The following is a 14,570-nucleotide window of genomic DNA, read 5'->3' on the forward strand; positions in this document are numbered from 1 at the left end:
GTGGCGTCGGCGTCGCCGCCCAACTGATCCGCCAGGCAGGCGAGGCAGAGCGCGACCTGGACCCGGCGCCCCGGCACCCGCTCTGCTTCGGCGAACGCCGGGCCGTCGCCTCACCGATCGGCGCCACCACGCGCATCGGCGGCACGATGGAACTCAGCGGCGACAACAACCGCCTCGACTGGCGCCGCGTCGTCGCGGTCGCCCTCGCCAGGCGGCACTACCTGGGCCGCTGGTTCGACGACCCCGACCCCGACGACCTGGTCGGCCTGATCCGCGGTCCCTGGGTCGGCGGACGGCCCTTCCTTCCCGACGGGCTCCCCGTTATCGACCGCGTCCCGGGCCACGCCAACGCCAACGCCTACGCGGCCACCGGCCACCGGCCACGGCGTGCTCGGCGTCACGCTGGGCCCGGTCACCGGCCACGCCCTCACCCGGTACGTCCTCACCGGCCGCCGCCCCGATGCCCTGCACCCCTTCCGCTTCGACCGACCGCGCCGCTGAACTACGTGCCACGGCAGCGGACTCGGAGCCGTGCCGTTCCGTTCCGTGCCGTCAGGACGGCGGCTGGAGCACTGCGTCGATGACGTAGATCGTGGCGTTCGCGGCCTTGATGTTGCCGCAGACGATGTTCGCCTCGCCGTTGACCTTGAAGTCGGTGCCCGAGCCCGACGTGGTCAGTTTGCTGCCCTCCACCGTCTTGAAGGAGCCGTGCGACAGCTCGTCCGGGGTGATCTGCCGGTCCACGACGTGGTAGGTCAGCAGCTTCTTCAACTGCCCCTGGTCGGCGAGGAGCGAGGCGAACTGTGCCACGGTCGCCGCCTGGAAGGCCTCGTCGTCGGGGGCGAAGACGGTGATGCCGGACTTTCCGTCGAGGGTGCCGTTCAGATGCGCCCGGACCGCGGCGGAGACCAGATGACTGAGTTGCGGATACGCGGCCGCGGCCTCCACGACCTTGTCCTTGGCCGTGCCGACCTTCTGGGCGAGCGCCTCACAGCCGGAACCGAACGTGCCCGTCGGACCGGGCGACGCGTCCTGGGCGTGACCCTGCGACGCCGCGCCCACCAGCGCCAGCGGAACGGCGACCAGGGCGGCCGCCGCGGCGTTCGCGGTGCGGGTGCGCAGGTGCATGCGGGTGAACCTCATCGCGACCTTCCTCCCGTGGAGACGTGAACACTGCAGAGGTCTGGACTGCGGAACTCCCCTTCTCCGGGGGCAGGACGGGGGCGACTGCCGCGCCGTGGCCTCGGGGCGTCGTCACCCGGCGGCCACCCAGCGAGCGTATCCAGCGGCAGCCGAAGCCCGCATCTCGAACCCGTGGACGTGACCGGTGCCGCCGGGATGCCGCCGGATGCCGCCCCCGACGCGGGGCGGGTCTCGCGGCGGCTCCCCGCCGTTCCCCGCCCGGCCCGATGCGCGTAGGGTGCAGGCGGTCGGGACACTGCGCAGCCCACAGGGGGAGGACATGGCCTACCGCCGCGCGCCGTGGTGGTGGTGGCCCTGCACGGCGCTGTCGTTCCTCGTCGGGGGCTTCGTGATCGTGACTTCCCTGCTCGATCCCGGTCCCTGGTGGTCCTGGTCGCCGCACCTGCTGCTGAGCGCGATCCTGATCGCCGACGCCGGCTTCCTGTGCACGGAAGCCCGCCGCAAGCGGCAGCGCGGAGGGAAGAAACGCCCCCTTCCACCGCTGTGAGGTTCATCGTGAACATCGAGGTGCCCGGTTCCACACCACGGACGGATTCACGTCCACCGCGTACGCCCTGACCGGTCTGGCGGCCGGAACCCGGCAGGTCGGCCGCTGCGCCGCCGTGCGGGAGGCCGTCGACATCCGACTCCACAGCAGGGCGCAGACACCTCCGGGCGTCAGGGGCTCGACGGGGCCCGGAGGGCTCCGGCGGGGATGTGGAAGGATCGGGTCTGTGAGTGTGCTTCCCCCGTCCGGGACGGGTGCGGGTGCGGGTGCGGGTGCCGCAGGCGGTGGTGAACTGCGGCGGGTCCTGGAGCGCTTCGACGTCGGCGTCGTGGTGCGCCGGATGGAGGCCGGGTTCGGCCGGTTGCCGGCCTACACCGAGTTCGAGTGGCCGGTCGACCGGACGGCCGTGGTGCGCTGGAACGTCGACCTCGTACTGCGCTGGCTGATCAACGGGATCCCGCCGGACAGCTACCTCCGTTCCGAGCTGCACGAGTTCCTGCGCGTGCGCGCCGTCGCCGGCCAGCCGATCGAGGACAGCATCCTGGTCTACCGCCGTGGTGCGCGGATGCTCTGGGAGGCCCTGCTCGACCTGGCGGATGACGAGGAGCGGGCGGTGCTCGTCGCGGAGTGGGACACTGTCTGGGGCTGTCTCGAGGACTACCTCGACCTGGTCGTGGACGTGTTCGCGCGGGCCTACGCCGACCAGCAGGACGCGCCGTCCACGGCCGGGGACCGGCGCGCCCGGGCCTTGTTCGACCGGCTGTGCGCGCGGCTGCCGGTCACGATCGAGGACCGGGACCGGGCCGCCCGGCTCGGCTTCGACCTGGCGGGACCGTACCGTCCGTTCACCGCGCTGCTGGCCGGGGCCACGGTCGCCTCGCACGCCGACCTCGCGTCGCGGCTGCGTACGGCAGGGGCGCTCGCGTTCACCGAGGGAGGCCGGGTGACCGGGCTGACCCCGGCGGAGTTCGGCTGGGAGACGTTTCTCGACGACCCGCGGCTGATCCTCGCCCAGGACCCGCCATTGGCCCGCGACCGGCTCGGCGCGGCGGTCGACGGCCTGCGCGCGTTGCTCGCGATCGCGGTCCGGTCCGGACGCCGGGGCCGGGTACGCGCCGACGACTACCTGCCCGAGTTGCTGTTGGCCGACTCCCCGGAGGCCTCCGACCGGATCGTCCGGCGGGTCTTCGGTCCGCTGGAGCGGGCCGAAGCCGTGGACCTGGCGGACACACTGCGGTGCCTCGCCGTCCACGGCTTCGACAGCACCGCGGCGGCGGCCGCGCTGCCGGTGCACCGCAACACGCTGCTGTACCGGATGGGCCGGATCGAGAAGCTGACCGGTCTGTCGCTCAAGGACCAGCGGGACCGCACCCTCGTGCTGCTCGCCGTCACCTGGGAGACCGTCGCCCCGGCCGTGCAGTCGGCCTCGCGGCGGTCGGACGCCTTCGACTAGGTCCCGTCGGCCCTCCACGGGGGACGCGTCCGGCCGGGCGGCGGACCGACCCCACGGCGGCGGGGGTCAGGCCGTTCGGGCGATGACCCGGATCCGGCGTGCCAGGCCGAGCTGCATGGCGCCGAGCATGATCAGCCACAGCCCGGCCAGGAAGGACAGCGTCAGCAGCGACAGCCCCGGCCAGACCAGCAGCGTCAGGCCGGCCAGGACACCGAGCAGCCCGATGAAGACGTTCCATGCCCGGCCGGGCAGACCGGGATGGTCGACCGCCGCGAACACGGCGGTGAAACCGTCCACGACCCAGTAGACGCCGAGCAGCACCCCCAGCGCGAGCACCGTGATCAGGACGTGCCGGATCGCGTACAGCCCGAGCAGCAGGCTCACCACGCCGAGGACCGCGGTGAGGGTGCGGGCGGTACCGGTCTCCCCCAGGCTCGCCGATCCCACCAGCCGGAAGACCCCGGTGGCGATCAGCTGCGCACCGAGGACCACCGCGAGTACGACGAGCGTCGGACCCGGCCACGCCACGGATATGACGCCGGTGGCGATCGAGACCAGCCCGAAGAGCAGATGCCAGGTCCAGGAGCCGCCCAGGCGGGCGACGGGGCTTTTGTTCATGCCGCGAAGCTATCCGCGCACCCGTTGGGCGAACTCCCAAAAACCCGTCGCGCCTTCGTGCCCTCGCACAGGGCGGAAGGGCGTTCAATGAAGCGGACGGAACGCGTGTCCGGAGACGATCCCGCACCGGCGTCCGTCACGTGCCGGACACCATCCGCGGTCCCGGCGCGGCCCCTGCGGAAACGGCCGCCGGGGCAGTGCCCGAGCGTCGCGGAAGCTGTCCGAAAGACCTGCTCCAGTTGCCTACACAGTTGCCTACACGGAGAGTGCGAGGACATGTCCGGTCCCGTCGACTGGGAAAGCTTCGCCGTGATGACCGGAGGCGCCAGCGGTGCGCTCACCGGCCTGCTGTTCGTCGCGGTGTCCCTCAACGCCAACCGGATCGCCAAACATCCGGTGCTGCGCGCGATCGCGGCGCAGACCCTCGTGCTGTTCCTGGCGCCGCTGGTCATGGCGACGATTCTGCTGGTGCCCCGCCAGGCCGACTGGGCCCTCGGCGCCGAGCTCGTGACCGCCGGGCTGGCCGGAGGCGTGAGCCTGCTGGCCATCGGGCGGCGCAGGCGCGCTCCGGTCACCGCCGACAAGCGACTGACCGGCCTCTTCGACCGCCGTGACACCAGCATCGTCGTCATGCTGCTCTTCGTGGTAGGCGGAGCCGTCCTGGCGTCCGGCAACTCCGCCGGGCTCTACCTGCTGCTGCCCGCCTCGCTCGTGGCGTTCGTCAGCGGGGTGCTGAGCGCATGGAACTTCCTGCTCCCGCCGCCGGACATGCTGTAGCGGTCTCACGCCGACGACCCGTGCCGACGCGTGCCGAGGCCCCTGTGCCCGACGCGTGCCGGCGGTGCCGGGGCCGACGGTGACCACGGCGGCGGCCAGCCGAGAACCGGTCCGCACCGAGCATCTGGAAGGTAACAGCCATGTACGCCACGCCCCGGGCCGGCATCGGGCCCGCGGTGGCCGGGCGGCTGCGCGGCGTACTCCAGGACCTGGACAGCACGGCGCTGGCAAGGCAGTTGGCCCGCGATCTGAGCGACACCCCGGTCGGACGCATACCCGACCAGGGCTCTCGGGCTCCCGGCCAGGGCTCTCGGGCTCCCGGCCAGGGTTCCCGGGCGGAAGCCCTGGAACACCTCGTCCGCAGCAGCCTGGAAGTGCTCAGGAACTGGCTGCTGAGCGGAGCGGAGCCAGGCGGGGACGTGCTGTCGGACCTGTACGAGGCGGCGCGCGAGGCGGCGCGGCACGACCTCGCCGTGGCGGACGCGATCCGCGCCTGCTGCGGGGCGGCGCGGGCGGTGCGGAGCGTCGTGACGGAGGCCGGGCCGCCCGAGGGCGGAGCCTGGCCGCCGCCCCACCTGGAGGTGCCGTGGGCGTTCCTCGACGTGGCCCTGACGACCGTCACGCGGGCGTTCGCCGACCAGCGGGACCTGCCGTCCGCCGACGGCGACTCCCGGGCGGCGACGCTGTTCGCCCGGATCTGCGCCCGGTCGGCGACGACCGTCGAGGACCTCGACCGGGCCGAGCGGCTGGGCTTCGAACTCGCCGGCCCCCACTGCCCGTTCGTCGCCGTGATCGACGGCGGCTCGGCCGCCGCGCACGCCGGTCTGGCGGCGCGCCTGCGGTCCGCGGGTGCCCTCGCCTGCACACAGGGGCACCGCGTCGCCGGGCTGACCGTTCCGGGCTTCGACTGGACGGCCTTCCTCACCGACAGCGCGCTGCTCCTCGCCGCCGAGTCGGCCACCGACGCCGCCGGGCTCGCGGAGGCGGTGGGCAACCTGCACGACCTGGTCACCCTGGCGGGCCGGGCCGGACGCCGGGGGCGGGTCCGCCCCGACGACTTCCTGACGGAGCTCATGCTCACGAACTCCCCCCGGCTGGCCGAGGACATCGTGCGGCGGGTCCTCGGCCGACTGGACGCCGAGGACCCCTCCGGGACGCTGTCGCAGACGCTGCGGTGCCTGGCCGCGCACGGCTTCAACCGGACCGCGGCGGCGGCCGCGCTCCCGGCCCACCGCAACACGCTGCTCTACCGCATCAACCGGATCGAGAAGCTGACCGGCCTCGACCTCGACCGGCACGCACACCGCGAACTCGCCCGGCTGGCCGTCGTCTGGAGAGACACGACAGGCGGCGACACCCTGGCCCGGCCCGAGTGAGCGCCGGTGAAGCCCGCCGGGTGCACACGACGGTCCCGGCCGGCCTCGGAACAGGCCGCGGACGGGCGCCGGAGGGTCCGGGCCGGCCTCGACGCAGGCCGCGGGCGGGCACCCACGGGTCCCGTCCCGCCTCGGAACAGGCTGCGGCCAGGCGCCGACGGGTCCCGGCCCGGCCCCGGCACAGGCGGCGGGCGGCCAGTGCCTGACGAAGGCGCGTCGCCTGCGCCGCTCGCGGCCGTCACCCCTGCCGCTCCACCCTTGCCGCACCACCCTCTCCGCTCCACCCTCGCCCCTCGACCCCGCCCCCGACAGGGGTTGTTGCCGTGCACAACGGCCGCTCGAATCCTTGGCCCCGTGCACAGTGCGGGCGGTGCGACGCTGACGGCGGCAGGACCGAACCGGCCGGGCGTCCGCCCTGACGGCTGCCGTAGCGACGGAGGGATGCAGACATGACTTCTGCACCGAACACGATTGTCCTCATCCACGGCCTGTGGATGACACCGCTCGCCTGGGAGCGCTGGGCGGCCCGGTACGAGGAGCGGGGCTTCACCGTGCTCACGCCCGGATACCCCGGGATCGAGCCGGGGGAGGCCGGGGTGGCGGCGCTCCGCGAGGACGCCTCGGCGATCGCCGAGGTCGGGGTGCGCGAGGTGCTGGACCACATCACCGCCGTCATCGAGAAGCTCGACTCCCCGCCGATCATCATGGGGCACTCGTTCGGCGGGACGTTCGCCCAGCTCCTGGTGGGTGCCGGGCTCGGGGCGGCCGGAGTGTCGATCGACGGCGCCGGGGTCAAGGGCGTGAACGCGATGCCGTTCTCGGAGCTCCGCTCGGTCCTTCCGGTGCTGAAGAACCCCGCGAACGCACACCGGGCCGTCCCCCTGACGGCCGAGCAGTTCCACTACGCCTTCACCAACACCCTGGACGACGAGGCCTCCCAGCGGGCCTACGACCGTTACGCCGTGCCGACGCCGGCCCGCATCCTCTTCCAGGGCGGCCTCGCGGCCGTCACCCCGCACGCGACCACGACCTTCGACTTCGCCGACGGTGACCGGGCGCCGCTGCTGTTCGTCTCCGGCGGCAGCGACCACATCCTGCCCCCGGCCGTCCAGCGGCAGAACTACGAGAAGAACGCGAAGCACTCGACCGCGGTCACCGCCCACACCGTCTTCGAGGGCCGCGACCACTTCACCTGCGGCGAGCCCGGCTGGGAGGCCGTCGCCGACTTCGCCCTCGACTGGGCACTGAACCCGCGCGCCGGAGTCCTCGACGCCACGACCGGCGAAACCCACTGACCGGATAAGTCCGGCGACCAGCCAAGACCAGCCAAGACCAGCCAAGACCGGGATAGCACCGGCTGAGAACGGAGACACCCCATGTCGAAAACGGTGGCCGACGGCCTGTGGGAGATGCTGGTCAGCGCGGGCGTACGGCGCTGCTACGGCATCGTCGGCGACGCACTGAACCCGGTCGTCGACGCGATGCGCCGCAACGGCCAGGTCGACTTCGTACACGTCCGCAACGAGGAGTTCGGCGTCTTCGCCGCCGTCGCGGAGGCGAAACTGACGGGGCATCCGGTAGCCGTGTGCGGGACGGCAGGCCCGGGAGTGGCACACCTGATCAACGGCATGCTGGACGCCCTGAAGGAGAAGGTGCCCGTCATCGTCCTGGCCGGCGACACCGAAACCGGACTGATGGACAGCGAGACCGTCGAGGAGCTGAACCCGTACCGGTTCTTCGCGTCCGCGGCGGTGTACGTGGGCCGGCTGGTCAACCCCGGCCAGCTGCGCACCGTCGTGACCTCCGCGGTGACGGCCGCGGTGACCCGGGGCGGCCCCGCGGTCGTCGCGCTGCCCGGTGACGTCGCGGCGGCGCACGCGCCGAAGGACCGCTACGAGATCCGGCTGCCCCGTCCGGTCCGCGCGCCGGCCGGGGCGCAGGACCTCGCCGCCATGGCCGAGATGATCAACGAGGCCCGCACGGTGGCGGTCTTCGGCGGCCAGGGCTGCGCCGGGGCACACGCGGAGGTGACGGCGCTGGCCGGAAAGCTCGGCGCACCGGTCGGCTACTCCCTCAAGGGCAAGCAGTTCCTCGAACACGACAACGCGAACGCGGTCGGGATGACCGGTCTCCTCGGCTACGGCGGCTGCCATCACGCGCTCCAGCACGCGGACGTGCTGCTGATGCTCGGCACCGACTTCCCGTTCAGCAGTTTCCTGCCGCACGGCGGGACCAGGATCATCCAGGTGGACCACGACCCGGAACGGCTCGGCCGGCGCGTACCGGTGGACCTGGCCGTCACCGGTGACGTACGGGCCACGGTGGCCGCGCTGCTGCCACTGGTCGAGGCGAAGTCCGACGGCGGGTTCCTCGCCCGCTGTGTGGAGGAGACCGAGCGGTTCCACCGCAGGATGCGGCACTACACGGAGAAGGGGCCGCGGATCAGGCCGATCAGGCCGGAGTACCTCGCCACGGTCCTCAGCGACCTCGCCGCCGACGACGCGCTGTTCTTCGCGGACACCGGCACCCCCGTCATCTGGGCCGCCCGGCACATCAGGTACGGGCCCGAGCGGCGGCTGCTCGGATCGTTCTCGTGGGCGTCGATGGCCACCGCCTCGCCCGGTGCGTTCGGGGCACAACTGGCCTTCCCCGGACGGCAGACGATCGCCCTGTGCGGCGACGGCGGGTTCACCATGCTCGCACTCGGCGACCTCCTCACGGAGGTACAGCGCCGGCTGCCCGTCGTGCACATCGTGCTGAACAACAGCGGCCTGGACTTCGTCAAGATCGAGCAACAGGAAGCCGGCTTCGTCCCGTTCGGGACCGACTTCGCCAACCCGGACTTCGCCGCCGTCGCGGAGGCCATGGGTGCCAAGGGCATCCGCATCGAGGACCCCGATGACGTGGCGGACGGCCTCGCGGCCGCGCTGGCCCACACCGGCGGTCCGGTCGTCGTCGACGTCCTCGTCGACCCCTACGCCCTCGCCGTGCCCGCCCACGTACCCGCCGGCACCGCCGCCGGATTCACGCTCAGCGCGGCACGGCAGATCCTCGCCGGCCGCCTCGACGACGTCATCGACACCGCCACCCACAACGCTCGTATCGTCTGAACGGCCACCCGGTCGACGGAGGAAGACGCCCCATGACAGACAGCCACGACCCCCCGCCGAACGCACCGAACGCACCGAACGCACCGAACGCACCGGACGCGACGCCCGGCGGCTGGCGCGAGATCTACCACGGCGGCTCACCGGAGGCCGAGGAGGCCCACTTCCGTGACCTGGCGGACGTCGTCGTCGGCCTGCAGCGGGCGAACAAGCGGAAATCCGGCTCGCAGGTCTCCCGCCGCACGTTCCACGCCAAGATCGTCGTCGGAGTGGACAACGCCGAACTCGCCTTCCGGACCGATCTGCCCGCCGACCTGGCGGCCGGAGACTTCACCGCCGGGGCCCGGCTGCCCGCCGTCGTCCGGCTGTCCAACGCCAGCGGCACCGTCCGGCCCGACAGCAGCCCCGACCTCCGCGGCGCGGCACTGAAGCTGACCCTCCCCGGTGGCGACGAACACGACCTCCTCATGACCAGCTACCCGGTCTCCCACGCCCGCGACGCCACCCAGTTCGTGGAGATCGCGAGGATCGGCGCCGGTCCCAAGCTCCTGGTCCTGCCCCGCATGCTGGCGAGGCTCGGCCCCGCGGAGACCGCACGCGTCCTCCGTAATCTCAAGCAGGCCAACCGTCCCTCGCCCGGTCTGGCCCTGGAGTCCTACTGGAGCCGCGGGGCCGTCCTGTGGGGCGCCGCCGGACCCGTCAGGTTCCGCCTCAGCCCACTCGACGCTCCCGTCCCGGCGACCACTTCGCCGCCGGACCCGTCCGACGGCCTCCAGACCGAGTTCGCCGCCCGGCTGAGCGACGCGTCGGTCCGCTTCGCCCTGCACGTCCAGAAGTACGTCGACGAGAGGCTGACGCCGATCGAGGACGGGGCGGTCGAATGGAAGGAGAGCGACTCGCCCTGGCTCGCCGTGGCCACCCTGACGATTCCCGCCCAGAACACCCTCGACGCGAAGGGCCGGGCCACCCGCGACCACGTCGACACCCTCGCCTTCAACCCCTGGCACTCGCCGGCGGAGTTCCGCCCCCTCGGCAACCTCAACCGCGCCCGCCGCACGGTCTACACCGCCAGCGCCAGAGAGTGGAACGCCCGGTAACGGACACGCCGGGCCCCGCCCCGTCGGCGGCCCGGCCCGGACCACCCCTGGGGGCAACGGCGATTCGACCCTCGGTACGAGGAGAGGGCCGTCGATGCTGTCGTGCTGCAGACCATGCATCTTCGCGCCGGGGCCCTGACCGTGTCGTACGGGCGCACCGCGGGTACATCCGCCTTCGATGACCGTGAGTCTCCAGGAGGAGCGTATGCAGCCGCAGGGTTCCGCTGTCCCTCAGACGCCTCCTGGTCCACGTGTGCCTCAGCGCCAGATCGAACACGAGATAGCCACTCTGTTCGAGGAGTACCGGACCTTACGCGAGGAAGTCACACAACGCGTGGCATCGCGCATGCAGATGATCGGGTTCGCGGGCATCATCTCTGCCCTGCTGGCCGTGTCGAACAAGATCACCTTCGGTGCCCCGACCGTTTATATCGCCGTTCTGGTCCTGTTGCTGGCAGTGCTGTGGCTGCGCGGCTTCAACAAGGCGATCCAGCGAATCGGGCGACACCTGCGCATCCTCGAAGCACGCATCAACGCACTCGCCGTACAGGCGTGGGGAGCGCCTGACGCATTGCTCACCTGGGAGACCGGGACGCAGGACGGAAGGATGCGAGTACGCGGACTGCCCGGCCAGGTCGGCCGTCTCGGAGGCTGGTACGTGCCCTGAACCTCTGACCGGCCGGAAGCGGTGAAGGTCAGCCGGCACCCCGTGGTTCCGTCGCTGAAACACATGGCCGACCACCGCCACCTCCGGCCGGGTTCCCACCCATGGCCGATAGTGCAGGATATGACCCATGGCAACCGTTGTGGCCTTTCACGCCCACCCCGATGACGAGGTGCTGATGACGGGCGGCACTCTGGCGCGAGCCGCCGCTGAGGGACACCGGGTGGTGATCGCCGTGGCCACCGATGGCGCGACGGACGCTGTCGGACAGGACGAACCGCCTCGCATGAGGGAGCTTCGCGCCAGTGCGGCCGTGCTGGGGGCGGCTCGCGTGGTGCACCTGGGATACGCGGACAGCGGCAACGGGAAGGTGCTCAGTCCGGATCCGCCGGACCGGATGCGGTTCACGCGCGCCGACCCGGAAGAAGCCGCCGAGCGGCTTGCCGCGGTCCTCCGCGAGGAACGAGCACAGGTGCTGCTGAGCTACGACGCCAACGGGGGCTACGGTCATCGTGATCACGTCAGAGTGCACGAGGTCGGAAAGCGCGCCGCGACCCTGGCCGGCGTGGAGCAGGTGTTCGAAGCGACGATTCCGCGTGATCTGGTGGCCCGGGTTCTGAAGTTCGTGGACTGGTTGCGGCTGCCCGTCCGCCATGACGCCGTGGCTCCCGGCACCGCTTACAGTGCCCGCTCCGTCATCACGCACCGAGTGAACGTGGCGAAGTTCGCCCGGCAGAAGCAGGCGGCACTCGCCGCTCACCGGTCCCAGGTGAACGGGACCGGCCGTCTGGCTCCGGTCATGCGGGTCCTGATCCGGCTCCCGGCCCCCCTGTTCGGAGTTCTGCTCGGCCGGGAATGGTTCATCGACTCCACGAGCGCGGGCGCAGCATCGTCCGACGTGGTGGGCATCTTCCGAACGTCACGCTGAGGACTCCACTCCCTCATGGAGGGTGGGCCGGTCCGTGGCCTTGACGATCGGGACGGCGAACATGGCGCCGATGTTGTTCCACATGAACCCGTCCTGCCAGTCCGGCTTGCCGGCCGCCCAGCCGAGGAGAGCCTGACAGGCCTTCTCCTGAGAGGCCGTCAGCGTCTGGTAGTGCTCGGCGGCGACGCCGTCCCGGTACTCCAGCTGATAGGTGTTGTTGTCGCGGAACAGCACCTGGATGTACCAGTTCCCCTCAAGATTCTCGTCCTGCCGCTCGAGGATCAGATGGTCGCCCTGGCGCAGGTTCGCGAGCATCGTGCCCATCGTCGGCTTCGAGGGGCGCTTCACCACGTGCCCTCGGCTGTTCGTCGCAATCAGCATGGGCAGAGCATGACGGAAGGGTCTGACAGCGCCGGCCCGTCGAAGGCCCCCGCGGACGGTGCACCCCCGACGGCGCCATCCAGGAACCAGAGCCCGGAGCAGCCAAGATCAGGCAAAAGACGCTCGCGCGACTCAGACGGCCGCATCCGCATCGACAACGCTCAGGGAGCCGTCGACGTCATCGCCGACCTGGAGGGGCACTCCGGCTGACCGGCTCCGGTCCCGCGAGCCGGCCACCAGCACGCCAGGAGCGTTCACCTGGATTCATGGCCGATCGGCCGTCGGCGCCGGGAAGGTCGGGGGTCCTGCTCGAACGGTCGTGAACGCCGCTGAACGGGACGCGGACCGAGACCGGGCCACTGTCTCGGACGTTCTCCCCTGCCCGGGCGTCGCTCATCCACCCTGGGCGTCGTCCGCGATCGGGGTGGTGTCCTTGGCCGGCGGGGCCTTGATGGCCACGGGCCGATTGATGTCGAGGAAGGTGACGGTCAGGTCGAGCGGCCCGTCTCCGGTGCCGGCAGCCATGTCGTTGTGGTCGGCCCGCAGACGGAACTGTCTGGTGCGGCCGTCACCGTCTGTCCACAGGTCCATGGTGAGCGGGTCGGAGACTTCGAGCTGCATGAACTGATCGAGGCGCCCGCCGACGAGGCCCTTGCTGTTCACCGTCCCCCGGTAGTGCGTGGTCTTCGCTCCGTCGACCGCCTCGGTCCCGATCAGGCGCAGATCCTTGGATCCGGTCAGAAGCGTGGACTGCTCCGTCGGGCTCGCCTGCAGCTGACCGGGCAGTACGCCGTAGGACTGGTTGTCCCCTCCGCTGCGCCCCCATACGGCCGGCGCAGCGCTCAGCCAACGCTTGCCGTTCAGCTTCTCGGGACGCACCGCACTCCCGCCGACGTACATCACCTTGCCGACGAACCGGATCTCCAACTGGCCGCGCCCACCCTGGGCGGCCGCAGCGGTCATCTTCATACTCATCGCCGGCGGCTGCGTGTTCATGGAGGCCTCGGCCTCCAACCGGCCTTTCCCCGGCACGGTCCCGCTGATCCGATACCGCAGCGACGTGATGTCCTTGGCATCCTCTCCCGCCCTCGCCACGGCCGCCGCCGGAGTCACCCGGGGCTGGCCGGCAACCGCGGAATCGCTCTTGGCGCCCCCTCCGCAGGCAACCGACCCCCCTGCGAGCAGTAGGGCCACGAACGCCGCGCCCGTCACCCTGCGTGGCGCAGAAACCACAACAAGCACTCCCACAACCCCCATCGACACATGCCAGATCCATGCCAAGGCCGTGAGCCTAACTCGGGGTACGCCCCGAGCCCTGCCGGGGCCTCGCGAGGCAAACGCGACAGACGGCCGCGCGAGGCACCCCTCACGCCAAGCACGATGACACCCTCGGCACCCACAACGACGAAGCCGCCGCCCCCTACCCGCCCCCTGCACGGAGGCCTGGCATCACAGCGGTCAGGCAGGTGCGCTCATGTACCCCGCTGTCCGGTGCCGTTGATGTCAGTCATGGATGTCAGGGTCCGTCGGGGGCAAGGGGCGCGGCCGAGACCCAAGGTGGTCAAGAGCGAACAGCGGTTGAGAAGATCCTGGCATGCAGTTCGACGACCCTGCCGACTTGAGTCGCGTATGCACAGGACGGCTCGGCGAGAAGGCCGGTCGGCAGTTTGCCGCCATGGCCCGCCGCGGCTTTCAGCTGGTCCGCCCGGCAGGAAGTATCCAGGCCACTGGGCAATGCCGACTTGGTGGGCCTGCCCTCCTCGAACCGGAGACTTGCTGGCCCGAACAGAGCGGGGTTCCGTTGTCCCTGCATGCCGTGCTGGACACCGATGCTCTCGCTGCCTGGCTGGGCAACGAACTGCCCATACGGCCCGGCCTGCTCAACTTCTTCTACCTCGATCCGGACCTGCCGTACGAGGAGTACCGCCAACTGGACATGTCCGAGTCCGGGGTGTGCCACGTCATTCCTGCCGACCCGGTACGGGCAGTCGAGACGACGGCACCCGAACCAGCGAGAAGCTACCCGGCGATGCCCGTCCACGCAGCCGAGGTAACGATGCTCCCGGACTGCTGGGACGTCGAGGACGAGGACGTGGAGTTCGACAGGGATCAGCACTGGGGAGCGGCATCGCTCATTCTCGGCGAGATGGAAGATCTCGACGGGAACACCGCCGGCAGTCACTGCGCCTTCGGTTGGCCGGACACCTCGTACACGCTCAGGGTGTCGTCCCGCGACGCCGACGGCCCGGCCGTTCATCTGCTCCAGCTTGCCGAGGACACCGAACTCGGATGGGGCTGGGGGGACGCCGGAACGTTGTACTTCACGATCCCGATCAAGGCACTCGCGACCGGCGACTTCAGCCAGGCCGTGACACAGGTTCTCTGCTGCTGATCCGTACAACAGGAGATTGCTGCCGGATACCGCATGACTGTCGTGGGTCCACTCAGGAGAAGTAGATGCCAAAGGCCCCGGACCCTG

At 71.1% G+C, this 14,570-nt stretch carries 14 protein-coding genes; 10 read left to right on the forward strand and 4 right to left on the reverse strand.

Annotated features, from left to right (window positions below; genetic code table 11):
- Nucleotides 1–552 precede the first annotated feature (552 nt).
- On the reverse strand, nucleotides 553–1,143 hold the full coding sequence (locus AB0472_RS14865; RefSeq protein WP_366356604.1) for a fasciclin domain-containing protein: 591 nt from the start codon (nucleotides 1,141–1,143) through the stop codon (nucleotides 553–555).
- 319 nt (nucleotides 1,144–1,462) lie between these two features.
- Between AB0472_RS14865 and AB0472_RS14870 the strand changes: the two genes are divergently transcribed.
- Nucleotides 1,463–1,690, forward strand: coding sequence for a hypothetical protein (locus tag AB0472_RS14870; RefSeq protein ID WP_366356605.1), 228 nt, complete (start codon nucleotides 1,463–1,465; stop codon nucleotides 1,688–1,690).
- A 226-nt stretch (nucleotides 1,691–1,916) separates the two neighbouring features.
- Nucleotides 1,917–3,143 (forward strand): helix-turn-helix domain-containing protein, encoded by a 1,227-nt coding sequence (locus tag AB0472_RS14875; RefSeq protein WP_366356606.1) that lies wholly within the window; start codon nucleotides 1,917–1,919, stop codon nucleotides 3,141–3,143.
- Nucleotides 3,144–3,209: 66 nt separating this feature from the next.
- Here the strand turns inward: AB0472_RS14875 and AB0472_RS14880 are convergent, their stop codons facing one another.
- On the reverse strand, nucleotides 3,210–3,761 hold the full coding sequence (locus AB0472_RS14880; protein ID WP_366356607.1) for a DUF308 domain-containing protein: 552 nt from the start codon (nucleotides 3,759–3,761) through the stop codon (nucleotides 3,210–3,212).
- 276 nt (nucleotides 3,762–4,037) lie between these two features.
- Between AB0472_RS14880 and AB0472_RS14885 the strand changes: the two genes are divergently transcribed.
- The 7 genes from AB0472_RS14885 to AB0472_RS14915 all read left to right on the forward strand — a co-directional run bounded on the left by AB0472_RS14885 (nucleotide 4,038) and on the right by AB0472_RS14915 (nucleotide 11,710).
- The gene (locus AB0472_RS14885) at nucleotides 4,038–4,538 is read left to right on the forward strand and encodes a hypothetical protein (protein WP_366356609.1); all 501 of its coding nucleotides are present in this window, start codon (nucleotides 4,038–4,040) and stop codon (nucleotides 4,536–4,538) included.
- 140 nt (nucleotides 4,539–4,678) lie between these two features.
- Complete coding sequence (locus tag AB0472_RS14890; RefSeq protein WP_366356611.1) at nucleotides 4,679–5,914, forward strand: helix-turn-helix domain-containing protein; 1,236 nt, start codon at nucleotides 4,679–4,681, stop codon at nucleotides 5,912–5,914.
- A 449-nt stretch (nucleotides 5,915–6,363) separates the two neighbouring features.
- Complete coding sequence (locus AB0472_RS14895; RefSeq protein WP_366356613.1) at nucleotides 6,364–7,209, forward strand: alpha/beta fold hydrolase; 846 nt, start codon at nucleotides 6,364–6,366, stop codon at nucleotides 7,207–7,209.
- A gap of 81 nt (nucleotides 7,210–7,290) precedes the next feature.
- A complete protein-coding gene (locus AB0472_RS14900; RefSeq protein ID WP_366356615.1) occupies nucleotides 7,291–9,024 on the forward strand; it encodes a thiamine pyrophosphate-dependent enzyme in 1,734 nt (577 codons plus the stop codon).
- Between the two features lie 32 nt (nucleotides 9,025–9,056).
- Nucleotides 9,057–10,118, forward strand: coding sequence for a hypothetical protein (locus AB0472_RS14905; protein WP_366356617.1), 1,062 nt, complete (start codon nucleotides 9,057–9,059; stop codon nucleotides 10,116–10,118).
- 253 nt (nucleotides 10,119–10,371) lie between these two features.
- The gene (locus tag AB0472_RS14910) at nucleotides 10,372–10,785 is read left to right on the forward strand and encodes a hypothetical protein (RefSeq protein ID WP_366356619.1); all 414 of its coding nucleotides are present in this window, start codon (nucleotides 10,372–10,374) and stop codon (nucleotides 10,783–10,785) included.
- 127 nt (nucleotides 10,786–10,912) lie between these two features.
- The gene (locus tag AB0472_RS14915; RefSeq protein WP_366356621.1) at nucleotides 10,913–11,710 is read left to right on the forward strand and encodes a PIG-L family deacetylase; all 798 of its coding nucleotides are present in this window, start codon (nucleotides 10,913–10,915) and stop codon (nucleotides 11,708–11,710) included.
- On the opposite strand, the gene AB0472_RS14920 is transcribed toward AB0472_RS14915, so the two are convergent.
- Both AB0472_RS14920 and AB0472_RS14925 read right to left on the reverse strand, forming a co-directional pair.
- The gene (locus AB0472_RS14920; RefSeq protein WP_366356623.1) at nucleotides 11,702–12,091 is read right to left on the reverse strand and encodes a hypothetical protein; all 390 of its coding nucleotides are present in this window, start codon (nucleotides 12,089–12,091) and stop codon (nucleotides 11,702–11,704) included. The genes AB0472_RS14915 and AB0472_RS14920 overlap by 9 nt on opposite strands.
- Nucleotides 12,092–12,484: 393 nt before the next feature.
- Nucleotides 12,485–13,372, reverse strand: a complete 888-nt coding sequence (locus AB0472_RS14925; protein ID WP_366356624.1) for a hypothetical protein — start codon at nucleotides 13,370–13,372, stop codon at nucleotides 12,485–12,487.
- Between the two features lie 313 nt (nucleotides 13,373–13,685).
- On the opposite strand from AB0472_RS14925, the gene AB0472_RS14930 reads away from it, so the two are divergent.
- Nucleotides 13,686–14,483 carry a DUF1963 domain-containing protein gene (locus AB0472_RS14930; protein ID WP_366356626.1) on the forward strand — a complete coding sequence of 266 codons (798 nt, stop codon included), beginning with the start codon at nucleotides 13,686–13,688 and terminating at the stop codon, nucleotides 14,481–14,483.
- Nucleotides 14,484–14,570: the final 87 nt, after the last annotated feature.

This window comes from Streptomyces sp. NPDC086777 (genome assembly GCF_040702065.1).
In the GTDB taxonomy this organism is placed as follows: Bacteria; Actinomycetota; Actinomycetes; order Streptomycetales; family Streptomycetaceae; genus Streptomyces.